Annotated in this window: 27 protein-coding genes and 3 pseudogenes; 10 read left to right on the plus strand and 20 right to left on the minus strand. The window is 69.4% G+C overall.

From position 1 onward, the window contains the following. The first annotated feature begins 95 nt into the window (after positions 1–95). Both ACFFXY_RS20650 and ACFFXY_RS20655 read left to right on the plus strand, forming a co-directional pair. Positions 96–1064, plus strand: a complete 969-nt coding sequence (locus ACFFXY_RS20650; RefSeq protein ID WP_382354929.1) for a hypothetical protein — start codon at positions 96–98, stop codon at positions 1062–1064. A 219-nt stretch (positions 1065–1283) separates the two neighbouring features. Continuing rightward, positions 1284–2312: a proprotein convertase P-domain-containing protein gene (locus tag ACFFXY_RS20655; protein ID WP_382354932.1), complete on the plus strand. Its 1029-nt coding sequence runs from the start codon at positions 1284–1286 to the stop codon at positions 2310–2312. Positions 2313–2413: 101 nt separating this feature from the next. Here ACFFXY_RS20655 and ACFFXY_RS20660 read toward each other — a convergent pair whose 3' ends face one another. From ACFFXY_RS20660 to ACFFXY_RS20670, 3 genes are all read right to left on the minus strand, one after another. Beyond that, positions 2414–3463, minus strand: a complete 1050-nt coding sequence (locus ACFFXY_RS20660; RefSeq protein WP_382355561.1) for a cytochrome d ubiquinol oxidase subunit II — start codon at positions 3461–3463, stop codon at positions 2414–2416. Then, entirely contained in the window at positions 3463–4908 is a 1446-nt protein-coding gene (locus tag ACFFXY_RS20665; protein ID WP_382354935.1) for a cytochrome ubiquinol oxidase subunit I, read from the minus strand. Before ACFFXY_RS20665 ends, ACFFXY_RS20660 begins: the two co-directional genes overlap by 1 nt. A gap of 211 nt (positions 4909–5119) precedes the next feature. Then, positions 5120–6169 carry a glycerophosphodiester phosphodiesterase family protein gene (locus tag ACFFXY_RS20670; RefSeq protein ID WP_382354938.1) on the minus strand — a complete coding sequence of 350 codons (1050 nt, stop codon included), beginning with the start codon at positions 6167–6169 and terminating at the stop codon, positions 5120–5122. 329 nt (positions 6170–6498) lie between these two features. On the opposite strand from ACFFXY_RS20670, the gene ACFFXY_RS20675 reads away from it, so the two are divergent. From ACFFXY_RS20675 to ACFFXY_RS20685, 3 genes and pseudogenes are all read left to right on the plus strand, one after another. Further along, positions 6499–8040 (plus strand): HNH endonuclease signature motif containing protein, encoded by a 1542-nt coding sequence (locus ACFFXY_RS20675; protein ID WP_382354941.1) that lies wholly within the window; start codon positions 6499–6501, stop codon positions 8038–8040. Positions 8041–8309: 269 nt separating this feature from the next. After that, a complete protein-coding gene (locus tag ACFFXY_RS20680) occupies positions 8310–9122 on the plus strand; it encodes a Scr1 family TA system antitoxin-like transcriptional regulator (RefSeq protein WP_382354943.1) in 813 nt (270 codons plus the stop codon). Next, positions 9043–9321 (plus strand): annotated as a pseudogene (locus ACFFXY_RS20685) (DUF397 domain-containing protein); the annotation flags it as partial. The gene ACFFXY_RS20680 and the pseudogene ACFFXY_RS20685, both read left to right, overlap by 80 nt. 21 nt (positions 9322–9342) lie before the next feature. Here the strand turns inward: ACFFXY_RS20685 and ACFFXY_RS20690 are convergent. The 13 genes and pseudogenes from ACFFXY_RS20690 to ACFFXY_RS20750 all read right to left on the minus strand — a co-directional run bounded on the left by ACFFXY_RS20690 (position 9343) and on the right by ACFFXY_RS20750 (position 19010). Then, complete coding sequence (locus ACFFXY_RS20690; protein WP_382354946.1) at positions 9343–9717, minus strand: group I truncated hemoglobin; 375 nt, start codon at positions 9715–9717, stop codon at positions 9343–9345. Between the two features lie 95 nt (positions 9718–9812). Continuing rightward, complete coding sequence (locus tag ACFFXY_RS20695; RefSeq protein WP_382354949.1) at positions 9813–11054, minus strand: DUF2786 domain-containing protein; 1242 nt, start codon at positions 11052–11054, stop codon at positions 9813–9815. Further along, a complete protein-coding gene (gene truA, locus ACFFXY_RS20700; protein ID WP_382354952.1) occupies positions 11051–11881 on the minus strand; it encodes a tRNA pseudouridine(38-40) synthase TruA in 831 nt (276 codons plus the stop codon). Before truA ends, ACFFXY_RS20695 begins: the two co-directional genes overlap by 4 nt. Positions 11882–12071: 190 nt before the next feature. Beyond that, a pseudogene (gene rplQ / locus ACFFXY_RS20705) lies at positions 12072–12419 on the minus strand (50S ribosomal protein L17); the annotation flags it as partial. Positions 12420–12486: 67 nt separating this feature from the next. Next, entirely contained in the window at positions 12487–13533 is a 1047-nt protein-coding gene (locus ACFFXY_RS20710) for a DNA-directed RNA polymerase subunit alpha (RefSeq protein ID WP_106364992.1), read from the minus strand. Positions 13534–13635: 102 nt separating this feature from the next. Then, entirely contained in the window at positions 13636–14034 is a 399-nt protein-coding gene (gene rpsK / locus ACFFXY_RS20715) for a 30S ribosomal protein S11 (protein WP_091053358.1), read from the minus strand. Positions 14035–14045: 11 nt separating this feature from the next. Next, a complete protein-coding gene (rpsM, locus tag ACFFXY_RS20720) occupies positions 14046–14420 on the minus strand; it encodes a 30S ribosomal protein S13 (RefSeq protein WP_359948165.1) in 375 nt (124 codons plus the stop codon). 171 nt (positions 14421–14591) lie between these two features. Beyond that, positions 14592–14708, minus strand: a complete 117-nt coding sequence (rpmJ, locus tag ACFFXY_RS20725; RefSeq protein WP_359948168.1) for a 50S ribosomal protein L36 — start codon at positions 14706–14708, stop codon at positions 14592–14594. A gap of 26 nt (positions 14709–14734) precedes the next feature. After that, the gene (gene infA / locus ACFFXY_RS20730) at positions 14735–14956 is read right to left on the minus strand and encodes a translation initiation factor IF-1 (protein WP_026929479.1); all 222 of its coding nucleotides are present in this window, start codon (positions 14954–14956) and stop codon (positions 14735–14737) included. 368 nt (positions 14957–15324) lie between these two features. Then, positions 15325–15930 (minus strand): 30S ribosomal protein S4, encoded by a 606-nt coding sequence (gene rpsD / locus ACFFXY_RS20735; RefSeq protein WP_382354958.1) that lies wholly within the window; start codon positions 15928–15930, stop codon positions 15325–15327. Between the two features lie 212 nt (positions 15931–16142). Then, on the minus strand, positions 16143–17204 hold the full coding sequence (locus tag ACFFXY_RS20740; RefSeq protein ID WP_382354961.1) for a D-alanine--D-alanine ligase family protein: 1062 nt from the start codon (positions 17202–17204) through the stop codon (positions 16143–16145). Next, positions 17197–18201, minus strand: a complete 1005-nt coding sequence (locus ACFFXY_RS20745; RefSeq protein WP_382354964.1) for an NAD(P)H-dependent glycerol-3-phosphate dehydrogenase — start codon at positions 18199–18201, stop codon at positions 17197–17199. The genes ACFFXY_RS20740 and ACFFXY_RS20745 overlap by 8 nt, the downstream gene beginning before the upstream one ends. Before the next feature lie 11 nt (positions 18202–18212). Next, on the minus strand, positions 18213–19010 hold the full coding sequence (locus ACFFXY_RS20750; protein ID WP_382354967.1) for a lysophospholipid acyltransferase family protein: 798 nt from the start codon (positions 19008–19010) through the stop codon (positions 18213–18215). A gap of 297 nt (positions 19011–19307) precedes the next feature. Between ACFFXY_RS20750 and ACFFXY_RS20755 the strand changes: the two genes are divergently transcribed. The 4 genes from ACFFXY_RS20755 to ACFFXY_RS20770 all read left to right on the plus strand — a co-directional run bounded on the left by ACFFXY_RS20755 (position 19308) and on the right by ACFFXY_RS20770 (position 22159). Then, entirely contained in the window at positions 19308–19523 is a 216-nt protein-coding gene (locus tag ACFFXY_RS20755) for a hypothetical protein (protein WP_382354969.1), read from the plus strand. 67 nt (positions 19524–19590) lie between these two features. Next, entirely contained in the window at positions 19591–19803 is a 213-nt protein-coding gene (locus tag ACFFXY_RS20760) for a hypothetical protein (RefSeq protein ID WP_382354972.1), read from the plus strand. A gap of 69 nt (positions 19804–19872) precedes the next feature. After that, positions 19873–20763, plus strand: a complete 891-nt coding sequence (locus tag ACFFXY_RS20765; RefSeq protein ID WP_382354974.1) for an NUDIX domain-containing protein — start codon at positions 19873–19875, stop codon at positions 20761–20763. 121 nt (positions 20764–20884) lie between these two features. Next, positions 20885–22159: a D-arabinono-1,4-lactone oxidase gene (locus tag ACFFXY_RS20770; RefSeq protein ID WP_382354977.1), complete on the plus strand. Its 1275-nt coding sequence runs from the start codon at positions 20885–20887 to the stop codon at positions 22157–22159. Between the two features lie 468 nt (positions 22160–22627). Here ACFFXY_RS20770 and ACFFXY_RS20775 read toward each other — a convergent pair. From ACFFXY_RS20775 to leuC, 3 genes and pseudogenes are all read right to left on the minus strand, one after another. Beyond that, a pseudogene (locus ACFFXY_RS20775) lies at positions 22628–22879 on the minus strand (HU family DNA-binding protein); the annotation flags it as partial. A gap of 241 nt (positions 22880–23120) precedes the next feature. Then, positions 23121–23720 carry a 3-isopropylmalate dehydratase small subunit gene (leuD, locus tag ACFFXY_RS20780; RefSeq protein WP_382354979.1) on the minus strand — a complete coding sequence of 200 codons (600 nt, stop codon included), beginning with the start codon at positions 23718–23720 and terminating at the stop codon, positions 23121–23123. Between the two features lie 14 nt (positions 23721–23734). Then, positions 23735–25162 (minus strand): 3-isopropylmalate dehydratase large subunit, encoded by a 1428-nt coding sequence (leuC, locus tag ACFFXY_RS20785; protein WP_382354982.1) that lies wholly within the window; start codon positions 25160–25162, stop codon positions 23735–23737. 67 nt (positions 25163–25229) lie between these two features. Between leuC and ACFFXY_RS20790 the strand changes: the two genes are divergently transcribed. Beyond that, on the plus strand, positions 25230–25916 hold the full coding sequence (locus ACFFXY_RS20790) for an IclR family transcriptional regulator (RefSeq protein WP_344469158.1): 687 nt from the start codon (positions 25230–25232) through the stop codon (positions 25914–25916). A gap of 73 nt (positions 25917–25989) precedes the next feature. Here ACFFXY_RS20790 and ACFFXY_RS20795 read toward each other — a convergent pair whose 3' ends face one another. After that, entirely contained in the window at positions 25990–26772 is a 783-nt protein-coding gene (locus tag ACFFXY_RS20795) for a CHAD domain-containing protein (protein WP_382354985.1), read from the minus strand. Positions 26773–26842 lie beyond the last annotated feature (70 nt).

The raw sequence follows: 26842 nt of genomic DNA on the forward strand, positions 1-26842 counted from the left end.
CACGTGTCACCCGGGGAGATGAACCGGGCTCGCGCCGTCCATCTCCAGGGGGAACGATTCACCGTTTCGCCCCCGTGCGGGGCTAAGCTGCCAGCATGGCACATGGCCCGTCCCCCTTCGGGGTCCCGCAGCAGGCGGGGCAAGGGAACCAGCGCGAACCGGGGTTCGACTGGGATCAGTACGACGAGCGCGCGCGCATGAACGCGCCCACCGTCCGCCTCAGCCCTGAGGAGCGCGCGCAGCTCGAACTCGACGCGACGCGCTCCCCGGAGGAGGAGATGGAGGCGCACCTGGAGAGCATCCACGCCTCGCGCCCCCTGCGCCGCGCCGCCCAGCGCGCGCGCCGCCGCACCAAGTGGTGGCTGGTGGCGCTCGCGGTCGTCAGCGGCCTGGCGGTCGCCGCGGCCTGCACCGCGGGCGCGTTCATCGTCCTGCGCGAGGGCGAGCAGGACCCGGCGGCGCAGAACGCGGGCGGCGCCGACGACCAGGAGACCTCCGCGGACGACGCGTCGGAGGCGCCCGAGGTCGTCGACCCGATCGCGAGCCGCGAGACCGACTCCGCGCCGTTCACTGCCGAGGAGCTGTTCGGCGCCGGGCCGCTCGCGCCCGCCGGGGCGGCCGGCACGTACGAGGTCCTCCAGACCGAGGAGCTCGCCGACTGCGCCGAGGCCGGGCTCGACGAGCTCGCCGACCTCCTCGCCGACGCCGACTGCACGCAGGCCGCGCGCGCCACGATCGTCAACCCCGACGGCGAGTACGCCGCCACCGCGGGGGTCCTCAACCTCGCCACCGCCGAGGAGGCCGAGGCGCTCCGGGCCGCCATCGCGAGCGACCTCGACGGCGGGTTCGCGGTGCTGCGCACCGACGGCGACGCCGAGGAGCTCGGCCGCGCCGACACCCAGCTCGGCTACAACACGTACGGGCACTACCTGATGTACGTCGTCATCGGCCGCACCGACGGCGAGGCGCTGACGGAGGCGAACGACGCGGTCCGCACCGTCGTCGGCGACGTGCTCGACATCTGGTTCGTGGACCGGCTGAGCCCCCGCCGCGACGTCCAGTAAGGACTACCAGCTCACGCCGCCCGGCCGACGGCCGGGCGGCGCCGTCGTGTCCGGCTCGTGAACATTCGCCCGAAACCCTTGCCTGAGCCCATGATCCCATGTTTACATCGAAGCAGGCAAATGCACACGATCCCCCGTCTGCCTGCCCCGCAACCGGTTCCCATCGCCGTCCCCGTCAACCTCCCCCATCACCTTCCCCCATCGCCTCAGGAGTCCCGCATGTCTTCCTGGTCCCACCTCACCCGCCGCGCCACGGCCGCGCTCGCCGCCGCCGCGCTGGCGCTGCTCGGCCTCCTCGCGGTCGACGCCGCCCCGGCCGAGGCCGTCCGCCCGCCGGGCATCCCCTCCACCGCGACCGCGCAGTCCGAGCTGAACGCGCTCACCGTCGCGGCCGAGTCCCACGGCTCCACCTACGACCGGGACCTGTTCCCGCACTGGAAGTCCGTGACCGGCTCGGGCGGCTGCACCGCCCGCCAGTACATCCTCAAGCGCGACGGCCAGAACGTCGTCACCTCCGACGGCTGCCAGCCGACCTCCGGCAACTGGCAGTCCGACTTCGACAACACCTGGACCACCACGGTCTCCAACGCCACCATCGACCACGTCGTCGCGCTCTCCGAGGCGTGGGCGTCGGGCGCGTGGGCCTGGACCACCGCCGAGCGCCAGGCGTTCGCCAACGACATCAACTCCCCGCAGCTGTGGATCGCCACGACCTCCGCGAACTCCTCGAAGAGCGACTACGACCCCGCCGAGTGGATGCCCTCCAACAGTGCCGTGCGCTGCGACTACGTCAAGGCGTGGACGCACGTGAAGTACCTGTACGACCTGACGGTCGACTCCTCGGAGAAGACCGCGATCCAGTCGCACCTGACGAACTACTGCGGCTCCTCCGGCGGCGACCCGACCGGCTGCTCCGGCTCGAACACCACCGCCGGGACGATCACCGAGGGCGGCACGATCACCCGCGCGATCACCTTGAGCTGCAACGGTTCCGCCTCGTCCACCAGCTCTGTGACGGTGAGCATCACGCACCCGTACTACGGCGACATCCAGGTGCAGCTCCGCGCACCCGACGGGACGGTCCGCACCGTCCAGGCGTCGAGCTCGGCCACCGGCAACTTCGGCAGCCGCAGCTACAGCCTCAACCTGTCGAGCGAGGCGCGGTCCGGCACCTGGACGCTCCTGGTGACCGACACCTACAACGGCGGCTCGACCGGCACGTTCAACTCCTGGTCGCTGAGCATCTAAGCAACTCCCGCGCGGTCCCCCAGGGCTCGCGCGGAGGGCCGGGCGCACCGCGCGCCCGGCCCTCCGTTCATCCACCGCGGAACCAAGTATGTCCTATGTGGTCAATCACTGAGCCTGGCGCTCCAGTGCACGCGCTCGGCCCCTTCGGGCTCCTGGTCGCTCCACTGCGGCGTCTGCGTCAGGTACAGCAGGTAGCCCAGGGCCGGCCCGACGACCACAGTCGCCACGCCCACGGCCACCAGCAGCCCCTGCAAGGTCGCCCGCGCGCCCGCGGCCTCCGCGATGCTCACCTGATCGACCAGGACCCACGGGTACTGCCCGATCCCCCAGCCCGCCATCACGGCCGCCACCGCGACCACCGCGGTCAGCCGCGCCGGGCCGAAGCGCCTGCGCCACAGCAGGACCAGCGTCGCCGCGCCCCCGACCGCCGAGAGGGCGATGACGGGCGCGGCGCGGCCGACCAGGCCCTCCCACAGCGTCGGCGCGTCGTGCTCGATCGGGATGAGCCCGGCGAAGACGACCAGGCCCGTGGCCGCGCCGACCACGATGGACCGCCGCCGCATCCGCTCGGCGAGCGCCGTCCGGCCCCGCCGGGCCGCGTCCGCGGTCAGGAACGCCCCGGCCAGGAACGCGCACGTGCCCACCGAGATCGCGCCCGTCAGCAGCGGCGTCGGCGCGATCCACGACGACCACGCGTCCCCGTACCCGCCCTCGGGGACCCGCCCCGACGCGAGCGACCCGGCGACCGTGCCCAGGAAGAACGGCGCCAGCACCGACGAGGTCGCGAACACGACCCCGAACAGCCGCGCCTGCGCGAGCGTCTCGCTGTACTTGCGGAACGCGAAGCTCGCGCCCCGCAGCACGATCCCGACCAGCGCCAGCAGCAGCGGCACGTACAGGGTCGTCATCGCCGCGGCGAACGACTCGGGGAACCCGGTCCACCACATCACCAGCACGTAGATGAGCCACACGTGGTTGGCCTCCCACACCGGCCCGATGCTCTGGTCGATGAGCGTGCGCACCTCCGCGCCCCGGCGGCTCCCGCCCGAGACCAGGTCGTGGAAGCCCGACCCGAAGTCGGCCCCGCCGAGCACGGCGTAGAAAAGCACCCCGGCGAACAGCGCTGCGGCGACGGCGAACTCAAGGGTCATCATCGCGCGTCCTCCTTCTCGTCGGCGCAGTCGCGGACCTCCTCGGGCCCGTCCGCCTTCGCCAGCGGCGACTGCGGCCCGTACGGGCTCGGCAGGTCTCCCGCGCCCTTGCGCCAGCGCCGGGCCATCGACCGGAGGACGACGATCGCGCCGATCGTCATGCCGCCGTACAGGACGACCGAGCCGCCGTAGATCCCCCACAGCTCCCCCGCGTGGTCCCCGGCCGCCTCGGTGGTCCGCATGACGCCGTAGACGATCCACGGCTGCCGCCCGACCTCGGTGGCGATCCACCCGGCCTCCATAGCGAGCACCGCGAGGACCCCGGTCATCGCCATGAACCGCAGGAACCACTTGTTGTCGAGCAGGTCCCGCTTGCGCCATCTGAGGAACCAGTAGAGGGCGACCGCGGCCATGAGCAGCAGGCCGAGGCCGATCATGGCCTGGAACGCGAGGTGCGTGATGTTGACGGGCGGCTCGTCCTCGTCGGCGACCTGGTCGAGGCCCGGGACGGGGTCGAGCGAGCCCATCGAGATGATCGACCCGAGGTAGGGGATCTCGATGGCGCCCTTGACCTCCCCGTCGATGATGACGCCGCCGAGGCGCAGCGGCGAGGCGCCGTCGTCGGTCTCCAGGGCGAGCTCGAACGCGGCGAGCTTCGAGGGCTGGCGCTCGTCCAGGCCCTCGCCGAGGAAGTGGCCCACGAACGGCTGCGCGAGCGCGGCGATCGTCGCGAACGCGAACGGCACCATGAACCCGAGCCGGTGGTGGCGGTCGCGGCGGCCCTTGAGCATCCCCGCGGCGTAGACGGCGGCGATGGAGAACCCGGCGACCATGTACGCGGCGACCCACATGTGCGCAAACTGCATGAACGCGTGCTGGTTGAACAGCACCGCCCACGGTTCGATGTTGGTGACCTCCCCGTCGATGACGTCGAAGCCGACCGGCACGTTCATCCAGGCGTTCACGGCGAGCACGCAGTAGGTGCCGATGACGCCGGTGATCGCCATGGGCACCACCATGAGCAGGTGGAGCTTCTGCGGCATGCGGCCCCAGCCGTAGAGGTAGATGCCGAGGAAGATCGCTTCGAGGAAGAACGCGAGGCCCTCGAACGCGAACGGGAGGCCGAGCACGTCCCCGTAGGTGCCCATGAGGCCGGGCCAGAGCATGCCCATCTCGAAGCTGAGGACGGTCCCGGAGACCGCGCCGATCGCGAAGAGCACGGCCGAGGCCTTGCCCCAGCGCTTCGCGAGGCCGAGCGCGACCGGGTCCTTCTTGCGGATGCCGCGCAGGTGCATCACGAAGATGATCGCGGGGAAGGCGACGCCGAAGCACGCGAGGATGATGTGCCATCCGAGCGACAGCGCCATCTGCTGCCGGGCGGGCATGAGGCCCGCGGGATCGGCCGCCGCTTCGGCGGCCTGGGCGAGGAGCTGGGTTGCGTCCATGCCTTGAACATAGGTGCCCGAACGTCCGAATCCACGCTCATGTGAAAGCTTTCACAAGGCTCGGAAGGTGTGTTCCGAACGTGTTCAAAAACGCTGGGGCCTGCGAGAACGCACCGAACGCTGCATGTTCGGCCGCCCGGCTAGCGCCCCGGGCCGGCAGCGCTCAATTTTCCACGGCGCGGCCCTCCGGTGCGCCCGGAGGGCCGCGCCGTCAGCAGGAGCGGTACCGCTTCGGGAGTTTGAGACCGTAGTCCTTCATCACCTCGCGCAGCACGTCCGGGTAGTCGGTGATGATGCCGTCCACGCCGTCGTCGATGAGCTTGCGCATGGTCGCCTCGTCGTCCACGGTCCACGGGACCACCTTGATCCCGTACTCGTGCGCGTGGTCCACCATCGCCTCGGTCACGTACGGCACGTAATCCGCGTCGCCGACCTTCCCGCTCTGCGGCGACCCGTGCACCGGCGAGAACGCGTCCGCGCCGAACGAGTCCACCGCCGCGATCGGGTCGCCCCCGAAGTCGTCGATGTCGATGCCGCCCAGCCACGGCGACGCCCCGGGCTTCCCGGTCTGAAGGAAGTCGATGTTCGTCAGCGCCACGAGCGGCAGCTCCGGCGCGGTCTCGCCCATGAGCATGAGCGCACCCCAGTCGAAGCTCTGGATCGTCACCTGACGCCCGATCCGCGCCTCCCGAATGTCGGCCACTACCGCGTCCACGAACGCCTCCTGCGGCGCGGTCTCCTGCGGCGCACCGGCCTCGACCTTCGTCTCGACGTTCAGCTTCACCCCGTTCGCCCGGTACTCGCGCACCAGGCCGAAGACCTCCGACAGCAGCGGCATCGGCTCGCCCGGGTGGAGTTCCTGGTTCGGGAAGCTCGCCTGCCGGAGGCTGCCGCAGTCGAGGGTGCGGACCTGTTCGAGGGTCAGGTTGACGATGTACTTCCCGACATAGGGGTACTCGGGATCGCCCGCGAAAGCCGGGGCCGTGTCCAGGCACTTCGCACCGCTCACGCGGCGGTCGTGCGTGACGACCGCATGGCCGTCCTCGGTGATCTGCACGTCGAGCTCCAGGGTGCTGACCCCCAGTTCCAGCGCATTCGCAAACGCGGGCAACGTGTTCTCCACAACGAGCCCGATCCCACCGCGGTGGGCCTGAAGGTCGAAGTCGCGCTTCGGATGCGCGTCGGCGGGCGAGGGCAGGGCAATGAACAGCGCAGAGGCGGCCACAACCGCCACCGCGCCAGCGGTGAGAAAGCGTCTCATCGCCTCAGCCTGGGGGTTCGGACTGACGGGTGGGTGAATTGCGGCCTGACGGTTGGTGACGTTTTTGGCTTACGGGCTTGGTTGGGTCGGGGTTAGAGCGGGCAGCGACGAAGAGGCCGTCCTCTTCCTGGGGTTGGGTTGGCGGCCATGGGGTCCGCGGTGGGAGCCTGGCTTGGTGCGGGTGGGGCGAGATGAAACTTCCTCACCAAAGATCACCCTTCTGGGTGTTGACGCACTTTAGCACACAGAGTCACAATTGAAGCACGAACATCGAACAGGCACACGGAAACAGGCAACACATACGAGAACAGCGACAGGGGGTGATCCCGATGGCAGCCACGACAGGCAACACGATCCAGGCCCGCACCAGTGCGAGCGACCAGGCGGCCGCCATCCGCACCACCCTCAACGCAGCGGCCCAGGCCGTGAACAACCACTACGCCCAGGTGCTCGCCTCGGTCATCGCGATGAAAGAGCAGAACCTTCATCGCACCGCCTTCGGCTACTCGGCCTTGCGGGACCTGCTGCTCTCCCAGTTCGACTTCACCCACCGCACTGCCTCGGACATCGCGGCCATCGCCCGCCTCTCCTCCAAGTTCCGGGCCCTGGTGGAGGCGGCAGTCTCAGGACAGGCGAGGATCGACCAGGTCGCCTACGCCGTCCGCCAACTCGACCGGACCCCCGCGATGCGCCTGTTCACCCTCACCCCCTTCCGACAGCCGGTCCCCTCCCCCTTCGATGCGGACACCCTGTGCCCGACACCGGAACACCTGATCGCCCAATACGCCCAGCACGCCCCCTTCAAAGACCTCCAACGCCACCTCGATGAACTCGCCGCCCACCTGGCCGAGGAGACCGAACTCCTCGACAGCCTCGGCGAGCAGTCCCTCCAATGGATCGAAGTCGCCGAACAGGACAACGGCATGTGGGCCCTCTCAGGCGAACTCTCCTCCGACACCGGTCGCCTACTCGACAAGTACTTGAAGACCGCCTGCCCGCCACCCCGCCAGGACGAACAAGACGCTGAGGGTGTGCTCCCGGCCCAGCCCAACCGGCACGCCGAAGCCCTCCACCAACTCCTCGCCGGATACGGCACCTCACCCAAGGCAGTGAAACGCCACGGCCACACCGCCACCCTCGACCTGACCGTCGACATCCAGACGCTCAAAGGCGAAGACACCGGTAGGACACCCCTCCTGGAAGGCCAGCCCGTCTCCGTCGCCAAAGCCCGCCACCTCGCCTGCGAAGCCGGGATCATCCCCTCAGTGTTCGACTACGCGACCGGGGAAGCCATCGAACTGGGCAGGGAGAAGCGCCTCCCCAACGCGGCCCTGCGCCGCAAGCTGGAGCTTGAGCAGCGGGAAGGCTGCGCCTGGTCGGGCTGCTCCCGGCCGGTCGCCTGGACCGAAGCCCACCACATCACCCACTGGGCGAACGGCGGGGAGACCAACGCAGGCAACCTGATCCTGCTGTGCCGCTTCCACCACGGCCGCATCCACACCGCAGGCTGGAGCGTCGAGAAGACCGGACCCGGCCAAGCCACCATCACCCACCACAACCACACCACCACCGACACCGGTGCCGGGGCCGAGCAGGCGAGGGGATGCGGGTGCGAGGACTGGCGAACCGACCAGGACATGGACGCCGAGCACGCCACCGATGAAGCCAACAACGTCTTCCCCACCGGGCTCTACCGCACCGAATGGTCCGACACCCTCAAACCCGACCTCGACTCACGAGCCGAAGCAGCCGAGAGGCAACGAGCCCTCGCCGCCATCCGCGCCGCCCGAGCCAAATGCCGAACACGGTTCACACCCTCGGCAACCAAGGCACCCGAACCGGCCGGAGCCCCAGGCGACCCGCCCACCTGAACACCCCCTCCACCCCTCGGTCGCCGCCCAAAGACCCGCGCCCTCCACCTCCCGGAAAGCCACAGAACCCGACCCCGCCCCACCCCACACCCTCTTGTCGCCGCCGCTTGAACCTCAACCAAAGCGGGCCGGGCCCCGCAACGATTCGTCGCAAATTTTGGACACAAATCTTTGTTGCCGCACACGACAACTGGCAGTGACCTTGTGGGTACCGATCTCGACTACCGGGCTCTACCATGAGGTTTCCCACCAAATCGTATGGAGGCTCCATGGCGGACTCACGGCTTGCGAAGTGGTACATCACCGCCGAACTCATTGCACTTCGCACGATCCTTGGACTGACGGAAGCCGGACTGGCCAACCTGCTTGGAGTCTCTCCCGGAACGATCAGGAACTGGGAGAGCGGTAAGACGGTTCCGCTGAGGTCTGTCGCAAAGGACATCGGGCAGATGGCCGGGGTCGAGCAGAGCCGCATCGACTTCCTGTGCTTCGTGATCGACAACTACAAGGTTCCGGGACTGGTCGCGAACCTGCACACCAGGAATGTTCGGATGGTCGAGCAGGCCGAGCGGACCTACGGATACATCTTCAAGTTCGAGCCGGAGTACGTCCCTGGGCCACTCCAGCTCTCGGGCTACCAGGACGAGGTACTTCCAAACAGCAAAGACGGTCGCACAGAGTCCAGGAAGCGAAGGATCGCCCGCGGGAAGGTGTTGAAGGACCGCGTCGGTGGTCCCCGTGTCGAATTGTTGATCGGTTACAACGCCCTGCGTCACCTCCGATTCATGACGCACTGGGATCGGCAGATCGAAGCGCTGTTGGAAGCCTCGGAGCGGGAGAACTGGGAGATTCGGGTGATCGATGGCCTGCATCGCGGGTCGCGAGGCGGATTCGAGAGGTACATACCTGCTGGTCACATCAGTGCCGGACCAGGTTTCGTCTACACCGAATCACTGGATCAGAGCCGCTACCTGGAAGATGAACAGACCCTTGGTTGGTACGATGAGCTCCGCAGAGCGATCTGGGAACCGGCGAAGCCAATCAGGGAGATCTTCAGTGGTGGAATACAGCTCCTGGCGTAAGAGCAGCCGCAGCGGAGACGGCAATGAGAGCAGCTGCGTGGAGTGCCGCCGGTCCTGGCGTAAGAGCAGCCGTAGCGCGGGCCAAAATGAGAGCAACTGCTTGGAGGCCCGGAGTGCTGGTTCGGATTTTCAGGTCCGGGACTCGAAGTTGGGCCATGAATCCCCCGTGTTCGCGCTCCGGACCGCTGACTTCTCCGCCCTGCTCAGCACCGCCGGCCGGTTAGGCGGTGACGATGTCGTCCTTGAGCGGGAGGAGCTTTCCGGCGATGGCGGCGATCGTCTCCTGATCGACCCCGGCTTCCGTCAGGGAGGCCGCGAGATGTCCTACGACCAGGTCGAAGTGGTCTGAGGTGATCGACAGGCCCGCGTGGGCCTTGCCCATCGAGCGGCCGCTGTAGGGCCGGGCCGCCCCGAGGGCCATGGCCACGAAGCGGGCCTGGTGCTGTTTCAAACGGTCGATGTCGGTGTCCGCGAAGTAGTCCTTCAGCTCCGAGTCGCCGAGGACCTTCCCGTAGAAGATCTCCACGACCGCCTCCACGGCGGCGTCGCCGCCGATGCGCTCGAAAATGGTGTCAGGTGCCTGCAACTCGCTCATGCCACCACGTTCGGGGCACCGTGATGCGCCCCCGTGACCGGGTCGTTCGCTCCAGGTAACTTCCCGCGCAGGGGAAAGCGTCCGAGGCCGTGCGGTCAGCGGCGGGCGATCGGCTCCTGCGGGTGGAGGCGGGCGGCGTCGGCCGCGGCGAGGCCCGCGATGTGGCCCTCGTAGTTGGTGATGCGGGTGGAGCGGCCGGACTTCAAGCGAGGGAACAGCTCGTCGGTGCGGGCGTCGACGCGGTCGTCGCGCTGGCGCATTACCGGGACGAGGTCGGTGCCGGTCTCCTCGGCGACCTCGCGGGCCGTGTCGTCGGCGGATTCGCGGAGGCGCTCGCCGATGCGCATCGCGAAGGACGCGAGGAAGGACTGCCGGAACGAGCGCGTCTGCGACTTGCCGCGCCGGGCCGACACCGAGCCGACCCGGGACATCGCCGCGGTCGCCTGCACCAGCAGCGAGTGGTACAGCAACTCGACGGAGCGAAGGTCCGCGCGGTCGCCGATGATCGTCATGAAGCCGCCCTCGGCCCAGTAGACGGAGCGGCAGTGGTTGGCGTCGGCGATCTGGGCCAGCAGCTCGGCCTTCGGCTGCTCGTACGGCCGCTCGACCACCACGCGCAGCGCCTCGGGCTCGCGCTTCTCCTGGCCCGACTCGGCCAGGAGCGCTTCGTTGATGCTGTGGCGGGCGATGAGCTGCTGGGCCTTCGCGGTGAACGCCTCCGCTTCGGCGTCGGAGTCCGTCGATTCGGCCTTCGCCAGGAGCGCCCGGATCTTCTCGTACTCCTTCGAGGACTCGGCCACGCCGAGCTTGTGCGCGATCAGAGGCGTGCCAGGGAGCGGTTCGACGCGCGGGATCTTCGGGAGGCCGCCGATGCAGTCGAGGGCTTCGAGCACCTCCGACCACGCCACGATCCGGTCCCAGCGGCCGAGGCCCGCGACGGCTTCGGCGACGTTCCCGTACGGCGAGGCCGCGTCGAGCTCGTCGCGGTGGGCGATCCAGCGGTCGCTGAGCTGCGCCTCGGTGTAGCGGGCGAGCTGGCCGCGCATCATCACGGCACCGGCGCGCGCCGCCTCGGGGCTGAGCGACTTCTTCAGCGCGCTCGTCACCTCGCGGGGCATCCAGCCCCACTCCCAGGCGCGGAGCACCGCGTCGTCGCCGAGCTCGCCGAAGACGCGCGCGAGCGCGCCGGGCCAGCGCGGGTCGTCCGATGCGCCTTCGAGTTCGGAGGCCGCGTCGACCCAGTCAAGGCGGGCGTTCTGGGCCCGCTGGAGGACGCCGAGCACGGCGTACCGGGCGCGGCCCTCGATCGGCAGGGCGTTGAGTTCCTCGGGGTTCACTGCGCCCCCGGTCCGGCGGTGCGCACGCGCCTGGTGAGGCCCACGCGGGCGGCCCAGTCCCGCGGGTCGTCCGAGTAGGACACTTCGACGAGGGTGAGGCCGTGGGGGCCGACGACGTGGACGTCGTTGGCGCGCTCGCCGATACTGAGGATCGAGGCGAGCCAGGTCTCGTCGCGGCGGCCGTCGCCGACGGCGAGGGAGGCGCCGACGAGGCTGCGGACCATGGAGTGGCAGAAGGCGTCGGCGCGCACGGTGGCGACGGCGGTGCCGTCCTCGTCGCGGGCCCAGTCGTACTGGAGGAGTTCGCGGATGGTCGTGGCGCCTTCGCGCTGCTTGCAGAAGCCCACGAAGTCGTGCTCGCCGAGCAGGGCTTGGGATGCGGCGTGCATGCGCTCGACGTCGAGCGGGCGCGGCCACGCGAGGGTGTCGAGGCGGCGCAGCGGGGTCACCCCGTAGACGGCGTCGGCGACGCGGTACCTGTAGCGGCGCCAGCGGGCCGCGAAGCGGGCGTTGAAGGTCGGGTCGACGGCTTCGGCGGAGACGACGCGCACGTCGGGCGGGAGGATGCCGCGCAGGCGCCACAGGAGCCGCTCGCGCAGCTCCTCCCATTTGGCGGTCGGCACGTCGACGTGGACGACCTGGCCGGTGGCGTGGACGCCCGCGTCGGTGCGTCCGGCGACGGTGAAATCGGCGATGTCGCGGAACAGCAGTTCGAGGCCGCGGATGACCTCCGAGGCGACGGTCCGCAGGCCCGGTTGGAGGGCCCAGCCGGAGAACTCGGCCCCGTCGTAGGCGACGCCGAGGCGCAGGCGCGTCGTGTCCTCCATGCCGGTTTCCCTTCCCGTGATTGCCGTGCTGCTCGTGCTCGTGCTGCTCGTGCTTCCCGTGCGTCCCGTACTTCTCGTGGAACCGCCGCGGCTTCCCCTGAAAACCGAACCGCGCGCAGAGCGGGTGCCCTGCGCGCGGTTCAGCTTCGGCGTTGCTTGCGAGCCGTGGACCGGCCCAGCCGTACTAGTCGACGAGCTCGATGATCGCCATCGGCGCGTTGTCGCCCTTACGGTTCCCGGCCTTGATGATCCGGGTGTAGCCGCCCTCGCGGGCGGCGAAGCGCGGGGCGACCTGCTCGAACAGGTCGTGCGTGGCGTCCTTGTTGCGGAGCTTGGCCAGCGCCAGGCGGCGGTGGTGCAGCGTGCCCTTCTTGCCGTGCGTGATCAGCTTTTCAGCGTAGGGACGCAGACGGCGGGCCTTGGTCAGCGTCGTGGTGATGCTGCCGTGCTCGAACAGGGAGGCCGCGAGGCCCGAGAGCATGAGCTTCTCGTGCGCCGGGGAACCGCCCAGGCGCGGGCCCTTAGTGGGCTTAGGCATTTCTTACTCCTCTTGGTTTGACACGGCCGGCCGTCTTACGGAACCGACCGCCGTATTCACGCAGCTTCTAGAGCTGCTCGGTCTCGCGGAGGTCTTCGCCGTCGTCCTCGTACTCGTCGGACTCGGCGACCGGCGACCCGCCGTAGGCCACAGCGGCCTCGCTGGGGTCGAAGGTCCCGGGGGAGTCCTTGAGGCTCAGGCCCATGCCGGCGAGCTTCATCTTGACCTCGTCGATCGACTTCTGCCCGAAGTTGCGGATGTCGAGCAGGTCGGCCTCGGTGCGGTTGATGAGTTCGCCGACGGTGTTGACGCCCTCGCGCTTGAGGCAGTTGTAGGACCGGACGGTCATGTCGAGGTCCTCGATCGGCAGGGCCAGATCGGCGGCGAGCTGCTGGTCGGCCGGGCTGGGCCCGACGTCGATGCCCTCGGCCTCGGTGTCGAGCTCGCGGTACAGGCCGAACAGCTCCACCAGGGTGGAGCCGGCCGACGCCAGCGCGGTGCGCGGCGTCGTGGAGGCCTTGGTCTCGACGTCGACGGTGAGCTTGTCGAAGTCGGTGCGCTGCTCGACGCGCGTCGCGTCGACCGAGTAGGCGACCTTCAGCACGGGCGAGTAGATCGAGTCGACCGGGATGCGGCCGATCTCGTTCGTGTCGGCCTTGTTCGCCGGGGCCGAGACGTAGCCGCGGCCGCGCTCCACCACGAACTCCATGTCGAGGCGGCCCTTCGAGTTGAGGGTCGCCAGCTTGAGCTCGGGGTTGTGGACCTGCACGCCCGCGGGGGGCTGGATGTCGCCGGCGAGGACGTCGCCGGGGCCTTCCTTGCGCAGGTACATGGTGGCCGGCTCGTCGTTCTCCGAGGAGACGCAGATCTGCTTGACGTTCAGCACCAGTTCCACGACGTCTTCCTTCACGCCGGGGATGGTGGAGAACTCGTGCAGGACGCCGTCGATCTTGATCGACGTGACCGCCGCGCCCGGGATGGACGACAGCAGCGTGCGCCGCAGCGAGTTGCCGAGCGTGTAGCCGAAGCCGGGCTCCAGGGGTTCGATGGTGAACTTGGAGCGGGTCGGGCTGATCTGCTGCTCGGTGAGCGTGGGCCGCTGAGTGATAAGCACTGTGCGATGTTTCCTTTGTTCGGGGCGCCCGCTATTTGACGCCTAGACACTTGGATTGTTGAAGAACTCCGCGAAGCGGGTCGCTACTGGGTTCCGGGGAACCTAGACGCGGCGGCGCTTCGGCGGGCGGCAGCCGTTGTGCGGCTGGGGGGTGACGTCGTTGATCGAGCCGACCTCAAGGCCGACGGCCTGGAGGGAGCGGATCGCGGTCTCGCGGCCCGAGCCCGGGCCCTTGACGTAGACGTCGACCTTGCGCATGCCGTTGTCCATCGCACGGCGGGCGGCGGCCTCGGCGGCCATCTGCGCGGCGTACGGGGTCGACTTGCGCGAGCCCTTGAAGCCCACCTGGCCGGACGAGGCCCAGGAGATCACGGCACCGGTCGGGTCGGTGATCGACACGATGGTGTTGTTGAAGGTGCTCTTGATGTGCGCGTGCCCGTGGGGCACGTTCTTCTTCTTGGCGCGCGGGTTCTTGGAACCGCCGCGAGTCTTCGGTGGCATCAGATGGTCTCCTAACGTGCCTTCTTCTTGCCCGCGACGGTCTTCTTCGGACCCTTGCGAGTACGGGCGTTGGTCTTGGTCCGCTGACCGTGGACCGGAAGGCCGTAGCGGTGACGGAGACCCTGGTAGCAGTTGATCTCGATCTTGCGGCGGATGTCGGCCTGCACCTCGCGGCGCAGGTCGCCCTCGACCTGGAAGTGCTCTTCGATGTAGTTGCGGAGCAACACGAGCTCTTCGTCGGTGAGGTCCTTGACGCGCTTGTCGCGGTCGAGTTCGGTCGCGGCGATCGTCTCAAGCGAGCGCGTGCGGCCGATGCCGTAAATGTAGGTGAGTGCGATCTCCAGGCGCTTGTCGCGCGGGAGGTCCACTCCAACCAGGCGTGCCACTGAGGCGTACTCCTAGTGTTGTCGGAGGTCTGACCACTGCCTTCTCGTCGGGGTGTCGTTCGTCCCCTGCCCTGACGGGCGATGCGAGCCACGGCCTCCGAGCCGTGGGTTGTGCTTGCGCACTGGCGGCGGTTTCCCCTTCTGGGGCCTTTCTGCTGGCGTGTGTGCTGCTTAGCCCTGACGCTGCTTGTGACGCGGGTCGGTCGAGCAGATAACCATCACTCGTCCGTGCCTGCGGATCACGCGGCAGTTCTTGCAGATCACTTTGACGCTCGGCTTGACTTTCACGAGTCCTACTTCATGTAGTCGTCAGGTCAGCGGTAACGGTAGACAATCCGCCCGCGCGACAGGTCGTACGGCGAGAGCTCCACCACGACCCGGTCCTCGGGGAGGATCCGGATGTAGTTCTGGCGCATCTTGCCGCTGATGTGAGCGAGTACTTTGTGGCCGTTGGTGAGTTCCACCCGGAACATGGCGTTCGGGAGGGACTCGACGACCTTGCCTTCAATCTCGATGGCACCGTCTTTTTTCGGCATGTCCTCCGCTACCGTGACAACTCGGTCTGAAAACCCCGCACGTGGATCTGGTGTGCGGAGCTACTGGCACGCCTGTCCGAGGCTGAGAGCTTCGGGCGGGCGAAAGAACGGTGCGGCGGTCTCTGAAAAGGCAGGGCCCCGGTTGCGATCGGCGTGCGACCGCGGGGCGACCCGACAAGGGACGCACTGCACCACTGAGCGAGTCTACTCGCGCCTGGGAGCCGCCTACCAGGGGGTTGACCGTGACGGACGGCACTCGGGCGACGCCTGAACGCCGCCGGGTCGACACGTGGCCGGCCTCGGCGGCGTTCAGTGCACGCTCAGGCGATCACTTCGAGCAGCGCTGGCAGCAGCTCTAGGCTGAGCCGCTACTTCGAGTAGTACTCGACGACGAGCTGCTCGTCGCAGATCACGGGGATCTGCTTGCGCTCGGGCACCGACAGGAAGCGGGCGATCAGGCCTTCGAGGTGCGACTCGATGTAGGCCGGAGTCGTCTCGCCCGCCCACGCGCCGGCGGCGGCGAGCTGGAACGGCGTGGTCTCGCGGGACTTCTTGCGGACCTGGATGAAGTCGCCCGCCTTCAGGCGGTAGGAGGCGATGTCGACCTTGCGGCCGTTCACGGTGAAGTGGCCGTGGTTGACGAACTGGCGCGCCTGGTAGATCGTGCGCGCGAACCCGGCGCGGAGCACGAAGGCGTCCAGGCGGGATTCGAGCAGGCTCACCAGGTTCTCACCGGTCTTGCCGGAGCGGCGCACGGCTTCGGCGTACGCGTTCCGGAGCTGGCGCTCGGAGATGTTGTACTGCGCGCGCAGACGCTGCTTCTCGACGAGCTGGTTCTTGTAGTCCGATTCCTTCTTGCGGCCGCGGCCGTGCTGCCCCGGAGGGTAGGGACGGCGCTCCATGTACTTGGCGGCCTTCGGCGTCAGAGCGATGCCGAGGGATCGGGAAAGCTTGACTTTCGCCTTAGCTTGCAATGATCTCTCCAGTAATTCATGCGTTGCCTCGAAGGGAACTACGAGGCGGAATGCGTCCCTGACCGGCAGAAACGCGTGAGTGTAGCGCGCTCAGGAGTGCACCCGGGGCTGTCTTTCGAAGCACAATCGTTCGAAGCACAGCCGGGGCCTGGCGCGCACACGGTGATGCGGTCGCTTCGCACCGCCGGGGCGGTGCAGAGCTCGGGTCCAGGTTACGCGGCGTCCTTCCGGTCGCCCACCCGGGCCGCCGCGAGAGTGACCAGGCGCTCCACGAGGTCGCCGTAGGAGACGCCCGCGGCCGCGAATGCCTGCGGGACGCCGCTCATGGGCGTGAGGCCCGGCATGGTGTTGACCTCGTTGAGGTAGACCGTGCCGTCGGGCGCCAGGAAGCAGTCGACGCGGGCGAGGTCGCGGCAGTCGAGGAGGCGGAAGACCTTGCGGGCCAGGTCCTGCGCGCGCTCGGCGACGCCCTCGGGGTAGTCCGGGTGCAGGTTGAACGGCTCGGGGTTGTCGAGGTACTTGGCGTCGAAGTCGAACCAGCCGTCCTCGCCCATGGCGAGGACTTCGAGCGGGAAGGTGATCTCCAGGTCCCCGTCGAGGGTCTCCAGGACGCCCATCTCGATCTCGCGGACGTCCATGAACGCCGCCTCGAAGACGACCTTCTCGTCGACCTCGCGGGCCTTCGCCACCGCGGCCGCCAGCTCGTCGGCCGACTTGGCGCGGCTGATGCCGAGGCTCGATCCGGCGCGGGCGGGCTTGACGAAGATCGGGAGGCCGAGCTGCTCGACGACCGCGTCGGCGTCGAGCTCCTCGCCGGGCTTGAGGACCGCGAACGCGCCCTGCGGGACGCCCTCGGCCGCCAGGAGGCGCTTGGAGAACTCCTTGTCCATCGACAGGGAGCTGGAGAGGACGCCGGAGCCCACGTAGGGGACGTCGGCCATCTCGAACAGGCCCTGAATGGTGCCGTCCTCGCCGTAGGGGCCGTGGAGGACCGGGAAGTAGACGTCGGCGATCGGGCGCGAGCCCGGGCCGAGGTCGATCGCGACGGACTTGCCGGCGTCGGCGGTGACCTCGGGGAGCGCGTCGGCCGAGTCGATCGCGAAGGCCGCGCCCGAGGGCAGCTCCACCCATTCGCCGGCGCGGGTGATGCCGATGGCGGTCACGTCGAAGCCCCGCTCGCGCAGGGCGTTCGCGACCCCGGAGCCGGAGGCCGCGGAGACGGGCTGCTCGACGCTGCGCCCGCCGAAGAAGACGGCGACGGTCGGTTTAGTCATTGTGGGACCTCAAACTGTCGATTTCTGGTTTGGTCTCGCGCCCCATGAGTTCGGCGACCGCGGCTCTGGGGTCGAGCCCTTCGTGGCAGACCCGTTCGACGGCGTCGCAGATGGGCATCTCGACGCCGACCTTCCGGGCGAGGTCGGTGATCGAGCGGCAGCTCTTCACGCCCTCGGCGGTCTGCTTGGTGACGCGCGCGGCCTCCTCCAGGGTTGCTCCGAGGCCGAGCTGCTCTCCGAAGGTGTGGTTGCGCGACAGCGGCGAGGAGCAGGTGGCGACGAGGTCCCCGAGGCCCGCGAGCCCGGCGAACGTGGCCGGGTCGGCGCCCAGGCGCACGCCGAGGCGGGTGGTCTCGGTGAGGCCGCGGGTGATGATCGTGGCCTTCGTGTTGTCGCCCATGCCCATCCCGGCGGCCATGCCGTAGGCGAGCGCGATGACGTTCTTGACGGCGCCGCCGAGTTCGCAGCCGACGACGTCGGTGTTCGTGTACGGCCGGAAGTAGCCGGTGGTGACGGCCTTCTGGATGTCGACGGCGCGGCCGTGGTCGATGCAGGCGACGACCGAGGCGGTCGGCTGCTGCTCGGCGATCTCGCGGGCCAGGTTCGGGCCCGACAGGACCGCGATGCGCGACTCGGCGGCGCCCGTGACCTCCGCGATGACCTCGGTCATGCGCTCGGTCGTGCCGAGTTCGATGCCCTTCATGAGGCTCAGGAGCGTCGAATGCGGCTCCAGCAGGCCCGACCAGGCGGCGAGGTTGCCGCGGAGGGTCTGGCTCGGCACGGACAGGACCACGAGGTCGGCGCCCGCGAGGGCCTCGGCGGGGTCGCTGGTGGCCGAGACGAGCCGGGGCAGTTCGATGTCCGGGAAGTAGTCGGGGTTGCGGCGGTCGGCGTTGATCGCCGCCGCCACGGACTCCCGCCTCGCCCAGACGGTGACCGGCGTCCCGGCGTCGGCGAGGATCTTGGCGAAGACGGTCCCCCACGAACCGGCTCCCATCACGGCTGCTTTCACTCAGAAGACTCGCTTTCCTCGGGACGGTGCTGCCGGGGGTCGAACAAGGGGGGTGCTTCCTGGCCGCGGACCTCGGCGAGGCCGGCGCGGAGGTCCTCCATGATGCGGTCGGTGACCGCGGCGAGGTCCTCGCGGGTCGGCTCCTTGCCGAGCCAGGGGGAGAGGTCGACGGGCGGGAGGGCCCGGACGGTGACGGCCTTGCGGCCGAACTTGAACTTCGGGTCGCGGTTGCGGTCGTGGATGCCGAGGGCGCCCCACTGGACGACCGGGATCACGGGCGCGCCGGATTCGAGCGCCAGGCGGGCGACGCCGGTCTTGCCGCGCATGGGCCAGTGGTCGGGCTCCTTCGTCACGGTCCCTTCGGGGGCCATGATCACGACGTTGCCCTTGGCGAGTTGGTCCTTGAGGACCCGGAGGGAGTCGGCGGCCTCGGCGCTGCCGCGCTTGACCGGGATCTGCCCGGCGCGCTTGAGGATCGGGCCGATCACGGGCACGTTGGTGATCGACTCCTTGAGGAGGAACCGCGGGTGGCGTCCGGCGTTGTACACGTAGTGGACGACCAGGAGCGGGTCGATGTCGGAGTAGTGGTTCCAGACGAGGATCGCGGGCCCGGTGAGCGGGACGTTCTCCATGCCGGACCAGGCGCGGCTGGTGAGCCCGAGCATGCCGCCCTTGACGATGTTGGCGTAGACCCGGACATCGGGGGTGAGTCGGTCGCCGCCGCGGCGGCGGAAGGTGTACTGCGCCTCAGGGCCAGGCTCGTTCACCTGCTGGCTCGCTTTCTCGGTGGGCACGGGCCGCATGGGCTCGGCCTGTGCCGTTGTGTACGGGATCGTCAGTGCATTGCACTCTAACGTCCTCACCGGGGCGCACGGGCGACGGGAAGCGGAGCGTGGGGTTTGACTCCCTGCACCGGGGGTGCGGCTCACGCGGCGTGAACCCGCAGGTACGCGCCGCGCTGGACGACCGGTCGGCGGGGGCTCACGGGTTGCGCCGGATCGGTTATGATGTCATCATAGAGTCAAAGTGACATCTAGCCGGTCGGCCGAACCCAGTCGATCCGGAATACGACTCGACTCGGAGTGAGTGACATGAACTGGCGGCTCTTCGGCTGGCTCGCGGCCCTGTTCGGCGGTGCCATCATCGTGATCTGGATCGTGGCGTCCCTGATCGGCTTCATCTTCGGCGCCCTCGGCTTCCTCATCAAGGCCGCCCTCGTCGTCGGCATCATCGGTGTCATCGGCTGGCTCGGATACAAGGGCTACAAGGCCGTCGGCGGCTCTGAGCGCCGCCAGATCCGGAAGTAATCCGGGAAAGAGGGCACAGCCGGAAGTAGCCCTGGCGCCCGAAGTCCTGGTGGTCCATGCTGAAGCCATGCAGGGCACCGTCTCGATCTTCAACGAGGACACTTCCGGCGAGGCCGTCCTCGACAGTCCCCCCGAACTCAGCGGCCGCCGCGTCTCCTTCGACGCGGCGGCCTTCGCCGTCTCCGGGCTGCGCTTCCTCCGCCCGGGACAGCGCGTTTCGCTCGAAACGGACGAAGCGGGGACAGTGGTCGCCGTGCGCATCTTCACGATGCGCGAGTAGATCCCCGGCGGGTCCTCCGCGCGAGTGGCGAGCTTCCCCGCAGTGGGTGATCCCCAGTACGGTATGAGCGTGAGCGGTACGCAGAGGCGGGTGGCCGCCGCCGGCGGCCTGTTGTGGCGCAACGGCGAGCGCGGTCTGGTCGAGGTGGTCGCGGTGTGGCGGCCCTTGGTGGGGAACTGGTCGCTGCCCAAGGGCAAGCTCGACCCGGGCGAGCCCCCGCTCGCGGCCGCGTGCCGCGAAGTGGAGGAGGAGACCGGAATCCCGGTCATCCCGCAGATGTGGCTGTGCCGGGCCTCGTACGTGCTGCCCAATCCGGAAGGGGACGTGCACAAGCACGTCGACTACTGGTCCATGCGCACCGAGAAGCCCGACGCGGTGTTCACCGCCGACGACGAGATCGGCGAGCGCCGGTGGCTCACCCTCGCCGAGGCCCGCGAGGCCCTGACGCGGCCGCGGGACCAGCAGGTGCTGTCGGCGTTCGCGGCGCTGCCCGCGGTGACGTCCACGGTCCTCCTGACGGCCCCCGCGGAGGTCGAGCAGGACTGGGACGGGCCGGTCGTGGCGCGGCCGCTGAGCCTGCGCGGGCAGGACCAGGCGGTGCGGCTGGCCGCACTCGCCTCGCTGTACCAGCCGGACCGGGCGTTCACGGCGACCGGGCGGGCGAGCGTGCAGACCGTGGAGCCGATCGCGCAGGCCGTGCGGTGCACGCTGGCCGGGGACTCGGTGTTCGACACCGAAGCGCACGAACGCAACCCCGAGCGCTCCAGCGCGCGCGTGCGCGAGCTCGCGGGCGGCGGCGGGGCCGTGATCGTCTGCGCCGAGCCGGAGGTCGTGTGCGACACGGTCGCGATCCTCGCCGACGAGGACGGTATCGACGCGCCGGACGTGTCGACGCGTCCGGGCGAGGCGTGGGTGCTGTCGCTGTCGGGGCAGAAGCTCGTGGGGATCGAGCGGTTGTAGGTCGTTGGGGTCCGAAGGATCTGGCGGGGGTCGAGCGGCTGTAGGGCCGGGCGGGTCGCGCTAGGGTTGCGTCCGCAAACGGATTCCGGCGCCGGAGTGCGCCTTCACAGGAGGTAGGCCCGTGCCTGAGCGCGCCCCACTGCACAACTGGGCCGGGAACGTCGCGTTCTCCCCCGTCTCGTTCGCGACCCCGACGACCCTCGACGAGGCGCGCGCGGTCGTCGCCGGAGCGGACCGGGTCCGCGTGCTCGGATCGGGCCACTCGTTCAACGCGATCGCCGCTTCCGAGGGCGTGATGCTGTCCCTCGCCGGCATGGAGCCGTTCGCGGAGCTGGACATCCTCAAGGGGACCGTGCGGGCCTCGGGCTGGCTCACGTACGCGGAGCTGAGCGCCGCGGTGCACCGGGCCGGGTTCGCGCTGCACAACATGGCGTCCCTGCCGCACATCTCGGTGGCCGGTTCGATCGCCACGGGCACGCACGGCTCGGGGGACCGCAACGGGAACCTCGCGACCGCGGTGGCCGCGATCGAGTTCATCGGCCCCGACGGGGAGCTGCGGACCGTCAGGCGCGGCGAGGAGGACTTCGCGGGCTCGGTGGTCCACCTGGGGGCCTTGGGGGTCGTCCACTCGGTGACCCTGGACCTGCTGCCCGCGTTCGAGATGCGCCAGTACGTGTACGACGGGCTGGGCCTGGACGCGGTCCTGGCGAACTTCGACGAGCTGACCGGCTCCGCGTACTCCACGAGCCTGTTCACGCCGTGGGGGGCGGACCCGCGGTTCCAGTTCTGGGTCAAGCAGCGCACGAAGGACCAGACGCACCCGTTCCCGCCCTCCAGCCGCTACGGCGCGCCCCTGGCGGACGGACCGCGGCACCCGGTGCCGGGCGTGGACCCGGCCGCGTGCACCGTGCAGCAGGGGCAGACGGGCCCGTGGCACGAGCGCCTGCCGCACTTCAGGCCCGAGTTCACGCCCTCCTCGGGGGACGAGATCCAGTCGGAGTACCTGATCGGGCGCGATGACGCCGTGGCGGCCCTGGAGGCACTGGCGGGCATCGGGGAGCGGCTGGGGTCGGTGCTCCAGATCTGCGAGGTGCGGACGATGGCCGCGGACGACCTGTGGCTTTCTCCGGCGTTCGAGCGCGACACCGTGGGGCTGCACTTCACGTGGACGAGTGACGATGCGGCGGTGCGTCCGGTGGTCGGTGCGCTCGAAGCGGCATTGGAACCGTTTTCTGCGCGGCCCCATTGGGGGAAATTGTTCACGATACCAATGAATGAGATCGGTTCGCGTTATCGGCGAATGGGCGACTTCGCGAAACTGCGCGCCCGCGTCGATCCAGAGGGGAAGTTCATGAATGGCTTCTCCGCGGGCCTGTTCGACACCGCCGGGTCCTAATCGGCTCCCCTCCGCCGCGGGCTCGGGGCTAGGTCGGGTCCGGGCCGATTCCTGAAAAGCAGCGAGGGCATTCAGGCGGCTCCTGAATGCCCTCTTCCCCGTGCGAGTCGGACGGGTGCCCCACCGTGCCCCGAACCGGTTCGGGGCACGGCATAAGCTGCGCCCGCGCTTCGCGGTCTTCTTCGCCGCGGTCTTCTTGGCGGCCGTGGCCTTGGTGGCGGTCTTGCGCACGGCCTTCTTGGCGGTGCTGGCCTTCTTCGCCGGCGTCGCCTTCTTGGTCGCGGTCTTCTTGGCGGCCACGCGGCTCGTGGCCGTCGAGCGCGCCGCGGTGGACGCCGCGCGCGTGGTCTTCTTGGCGGCCTTCTTGGCCGTGGTCGCCTTCTTGGTGGCGGCCTTCTTCGCCGGCGCGGCCTTCTTCGCGGCCGTGGCGGACTTCGCCGCCTTGCGCTTGCCGGTCACGAGCTCCTTGAACCCGGTACCGGGGCGGAACGCCGGGACGACGGTCTTCTTGACCTTGACGGCCTCACCGGTGCGCGGGTTGCGGGCCATGCGAGCTGCGCGCTGGCGCTTCTCGAAGACGCCGAAACCGGCGAAGGAGACTTTCTCCCCTTTCACCACCGCGCGCTGTATCTCGTCGATCGCGACATCCACGACTTCTTTCGCGGCGTTGCGGTCGCCAGTGCGAGCGGCGATCCGATCGACGAACTCTGCCTTGTTCACGAGTCCTACCCTCCCGATAAGGTTCTGGAGTCATACCAGCTTGTTAAGCGCACGTTATGACGTTTCGAGAGCGAAGGCAACTGTTTCCGCGAAAATCGACCCGTTGTGTCGCAAGGAATTTTTAATCCGGTGCCCGAAATCGACGCTCGCAACCCCGTTGGCGGGGCCCGGAACACGCCTGGAGCCGGTGGCGACGCCACCGGCTCCGTACGTGAGCGCTAAAAGGATCGGCCCTGCGCGGCTACACCGCGGCCGGGAGAGTCCTAGGCCGCCAAGCGTCCCGGTTCGATTCGAAGGCGGCGATCTTGTCCTCGTCGCGGAGCGTCAGCGCCACGTCGTCGAGGCCCTCCATCATCCGCCAGCGCAGGAACTCGTCGAACTCGAAGCCCCAGGTGCGGTCCCCCGCACGGACTTCGCACGCCTCCAGGTCCACCGTGACCTCGGTGTCCGGGTTCACCTCGGCGAGGTGCCACAGCTCCTCGACGGCGGCGTCGGGCAGCTCCACAGTCAACAGACCGTTCTTGAGCGAGTTGCCGCGGAAGATGTCGCCGAAGCGGGGCGCGATGACCGCCTTGAAGCCGTAGTCCTTCAGGGCCCAGACGGCGTGCTCGCGGGAGGAGCCGGTGCCGAACTCGGTGCCCGCGACGAGGATCGTGGCGTGGCGGTACTCGTCCTGGTTCAGCAGGAACTTCTCGTCCTCGCGCCACTCGGCGAACAGGCCGTCCTCGAAGCCGGTCTTGGTGACGCGCTTGAGGTAGACGGCGGGGATGATCTGGTCGGTGTCGACGTTCGAGCGGCGCAGCGGGGCCACGCGGCCGGTGTGGGTCGTGAACTTGTCCATGTCCCTTGCCCTTCCTACAGGTCCGCGGGGCCCGCGAGGCGGCCCGCGACGGCGGTGGCGGCGGCGACGGCCGGGCTGACCAGGTGGGTGCGCCCGCCCTTGCCCTGGCGTCCCTCGAAGTTGCGGTTCGAGGTGGAGGCGGCGCGCTGGCCGGGCGTGAGCTGGTCGGGGTTCATGCCCAGGCACATCGAGCAGCCCGCGAAGCGCCAGTCGGCGCCCGCGTCGATGAAGACCTTGTCGAGGCCCTCTTCGATGGCCTGCTCGCGGACCTTCGCGGAGCCGGGGACGACCATCATGTTGACGGTGTCGGCGACCTTGCGGCCCTTGATGACGTCGGCGGCGGTGCGGAGGTCCTCGATGCGCCCGTTGGTACAGGAGCCGAGGAAGACCACGTCCACGTCGATGTCGCGCATGGGCGTGCCCGCTTCGAGGCCCATGTACTCCAGGGCGCTCGCGGCCGTGGTGCGCGCGACGGCGTCGTCCAGGTCGGCGGGGTCGGGGACGTTCCCGGAGAGCTCGACGCCCTGGCCGGGGTTGGTGCCCCAGGTGACGAACGGGCTCAGGGAGGCCGCGTCGATGACGATCTCCTTGTCGAAGACGGCGCCCTCGTCGGTCTTGAGGCCCTGCCAGTACTCGACGGCGGCGTCCCAGTCCTCGCCCTGGGGGGCGTGGGCGCGGCCCTGGACGTACTCGAAGGTCTTCTCGTCGGGGGCGATCATGCCCGCCTTCGCGCCCCACTCGATCGACATGTTGCAGACCGTCATGCGGCCCTCCATGGAGAGCTCCTCGATGGCCTGGCCGCGGTACTCGACGATGTGGCCCTTGCCGCCGCCGGTGCCGGTGATCGAGATGATCTTGAGGATGAGGTCCTTCGCGGAGACGCCCTCGGGGAGGGAGCCGTTCACGGTGACGGCCATGTACTTCGGCTTCGCCTGGGGCAGGGTCTGCGTGGCGAGGACGTGCTCGACCTCGCTGGTGCCGATGCCGAACGCGATGGAGCCGAAGGCGCCGTGCGTGGAGGTGTGCGAGTCGCCGCAGACGACGGTCATACCCGGCTGGGTGAGTCCCAGCTGGGGTCCCACGACGTGGACGACGCCCTGGTTGGCGTCGCCGAGCGAGTGGATGCGGACGCCGAACTCCTCGCAGTTGGCGCGGAGCGTCTCGATCTGCTTGCGGCTGGTGGGGTCCGCGATGGTGAAGAGGTTGTCGGTGGGCGTGTTGTGGTCCTCGGTGGCGATCGTGAGATCGGTGCGGCGGACCTTGCGCCCGGCCTGCCGCAGGCCGTCGAAGGCCTGGGGGCTGGTCACCTCGTGGAGGAGGTGCAGGTCGATGTAGAGCAGGTCCGGCTGCTGGCCGCCGGTGCGGACCACGTGGGCGTTCCAGACCTTCTCGGCGAGGGTCTGCGGTCGCGCGCCCTCAGCTTCGTGTGGTGTACGTGACATCTCTGTTCCCAGTCGTTGGACTTCTCGAAATATGGGAGGTAATGTTCAGCTCGTGAGAACGAATACTATCAGCGGAGTGGGCGTCCTCGACAAGGCGGTGCTCATCCTCACTGCTTGCACCAACGGCGCCAGCCTGGCTGAGCTCGTGCACGAGACGGGATTGCCCAGGGCCACGGCCCACCGGCTCGCGCAGGCCCTGGAGGCCCACGAGATGCTGCAACGCGACCACGAGGGGCGCTGGCGTCCCGGCCCGAAGCTCGGCGAGCTCGCCGGGTCCACGGCCGACGTGCTCCTCAGCGCCGCCGAACCGGTCCTCAACCTGCTGCGGGACCAGACCGGCGAGTCGACGCAGCTGTACCGCAGGAGGGCCGACGAGCGCGTGTGCGTCGCCGCGGCCGAGCGCGCCTCCGGGCTGCGCGACACCGTCCCCGTCGGCGCCGGCCTGCCGATGACCGCCGGGTCCGGCGCCCAGGTGCTCCTCGCCTGGGAACCGCCCGAGGGAATCCTGCCCCTGCTGCCGAAGTGCCGCTTCTCCTCCAAGACCCTCGCCGAGGTCCGCCGCCGCGGCTTCGCGCAGTCGGTCGCCGAGCGCGAACCCGGCGTCGTCAGCGTCTCCGCCCCCGTCCGCGACAAGACCGGCCGCGTCGTCGCCGCCATCTCCGTGTCCGGCCCGATAGAACGCCTCGGCCGCCGCCCCGGCGACCGCCTCGGCATGGCGGTCATCCGCGCCGGGCAGAAGCTCTCGGGGCTCTAGCCCCGCTCCCCTTTCGCCCCTGCGACGCCGAAGCGGCCCGACGGTAATCCGTCGGGCCGCTTCCGTGCGCGCGTCAGGCGGCGGCGAGCGCCTCTTCGGCCCGTGCGACGTGCTTCGCGTGGCGGCGGCGCTCGTCCTCCAGCAGCGGCGAGTCGGGGGCGTGCGCCTCCAGGTAGGCGATCGCGACCGCGTCGTCCTGGCAGCGCCCGAACCGGTTCTGGATCTTCTTGGCCTCGGCGGCGACTTCCTCGGCGCCCTCCCCCAGGACCGTCGCGGCCTCGGCGGTGTAGCGGGTCCGCTTGGCGGCGTTGCGGGCCTGGTGCCGGGCCTCGTCCGCGTCCTCGGCGCCCCCGATGCGCGCCAGCGCCCGCAGCATCTCCTGCCGCGACGCCTCCACGATCGGCGCGAGCACCTCGTCGGCGGGCCGCGCGGCCGCGGCCGTGAACACGGGTGATGCAGCGAGCGACTGGGCCGCGTCGAGCAGCTTCGCGGTCCGCTCCCGCCGCATCGCCTGCTCCAAGGGCCCGTACGCGTCCCGCTCCTGCGCTTCGAGCGCGAGGAACCACTCGGGCCGCTCCTCCCCCAGGCGCTTGGCGAACCGCGTCCGCAGCACTTCGAGGTCCCGGACCTTCCCGAGCTCGTCGGCGAGCCACCGCAGCCGCCTGCGCGTCAGCGGCAGCTCCGCGTACAGGCCCGAGTACGTCGCCAGGACCGACCTGAGCCGCCGCGTCGCCACCCGCATCCGGTGCACCGCATCGTCCTCCCGCGCGATCACCGGCCCCCGCCACTCCCGCAGCGCCGCCGCCTGCACGGCGAGGTACGCGTGGACGCCGTCCCCGGCACTGGTCCCAGTCATGAAGCCCTCCAAGCTCGGTGACGTGCAAAAGTACCCGGCCGGAACCGCCGCCGCGCAACCCCGGAGGCAC

It is taken from the genome of Glycomyces mayteni (genome assembly GCF_042428885.1).
GTDB lineage: Bacteria > Actinomycetota > Actinomycetes > Mycobacteriales > Micromonosporaceae > Glycomyces > Glycomyces mayteni.

What these genes read in the sequence shown, in the direction of transcription:
- rpsK (WP_091053358.1), bottom strand. Translation starts at nt 14,034, where the DNA reads ATGCCACCGAAGACTCGCGGCGGTTCCAAGAACCCGCGCGCCAAGAAG.
- truA (WP_382354952.1), bottom strand. Translation starts at nt 11,881, where the DNA reads ATGGAGGACACGACGCGCCTGCGCCTCGGCGTCGCCTACGACGGGGCC.
- ACFFXY_RS20650 (WP_382354929.1), top strand. Translation starts at nt 96, where the DNA reads ATGGCACATGGCCCGTCCCCCTTCGGGGTCCCGCAGCAGGCGGGGCAA.
- ACFFXY_RS20655 (WP_382354932.1), top strand. Translation starts at nt 1,284, where the DNA reads ATGTCTTCCTGGTCCCACCTCACCCGCCGCGCCACGGCCGCGCTCGCC.
- ACFFXY_RS20665 (WP_382354935.1), bottom strand. Translation starts at nt 4,908, where the DNA reads ATGGACGCAACCCAGCTCCTCGCCCAGGCCGCCGAAGCGGCGGCCGAT.
- leuC (WP_382354982.1), bottom strand. Translation starts at nt 25,162, where the DNA reads ATGTCACGTACACCACACGAAGCTGAGGGCGCGCGACCGCAGACCCTC.
- ACFFXY_RS20795 (WP_382354985.1), bottom strand. Translation starts at nt 26,772, where the DNA reads ATGACTGGGACCAGTGCCGGGGACGGCGTCCACGCGTACCTCGCCGTG.
- ACFFXY_RS20660 (WP_382355561.1), bottom strand. Translation starts at nt 3,463, where the DNA reads ATGACCCTTGAGTTCGCCGTCGCCGCAGCGCTGTTCGCCGGGGTGCTT.
- ACFFXY_RS20755 (WP_382354969.1), top strand. Translation starts at nt 19,308, where the DNA reads ATGAACTGGCGGCTCTTCGGCTGGCTCGCGGCCCTGTTCGGCGGTGCC.
- ACFFXY_RS20690 (WP_382354946.1), bottom strand. Translation starts at nt 9,717, where the DNA reads ATGAGCGAGTTGCAGGCACCTGACACCATTTTCGAGCGCATCGGCGGC.
- ACFFXY_RS20745 (WP_382354964.1), bottom strand. Translation starts at nt 18,201, where the DNA reads ATGGGAGCCGGTTCGTGGGGGACCGTCTTCGCCAAGATCCTCGCCGAC.
- ACFFXY_RS20680 (WP_382354943.1), top strand. Translation starts at nt 8,310, where the DNA reads ATGGCGGACTCACGGCTTGCGAAGTGGTACATCACCGCCGAACTCATT.
- ACFFXY_RS20670 (WP_382354938.1), bottom strand. Translation starts at nt 6,169, where the DNA reads ATGAGACGCTTTCTCACCGCTGGCGCGGTGGCGGTTGTGGCCGCCTCT.
- infA (WP_026929479.1), bottom strand. Translation starts at nt 14,956, where the DNA reads ATGCCGAAAAAAGACGGTGCCATCGAGATTGAAGGCAAGGTCGTCGAG.
- ACFFXY_RS20740 (WP_382354961.1), bottom strand. Translation starts at nt 17,204, where the DNA reads ATGACTAAACCGACCGTCGCCGTCTTCTTCGGCGGGCGCAGCGTCGAG.
- ACFFXY_RS20675 (WP_382354941.1), top strand. Translation starts at nt 6,499, where the DNA reads ATGGCAGCCACGACAGGCAACACGATCCAGGCCCGCACCAGTGCGAGC.
- leuD (WP_382354979.1), bottom strand. Translation starts at nt 23,720, where the DNA reads ATGGACAAGTTCACGACCCACACCGGCCGCGTGGCCCCGCTGCGCCGC.
- ACFFXY_RS20760 (WP_382354972.1), top strand. Translation starts at nt 19,591, where the DNA reads ATGCAGGGCACCGTCTCGATCTTCAACGAGGACACTTCCGGCGAGGCC.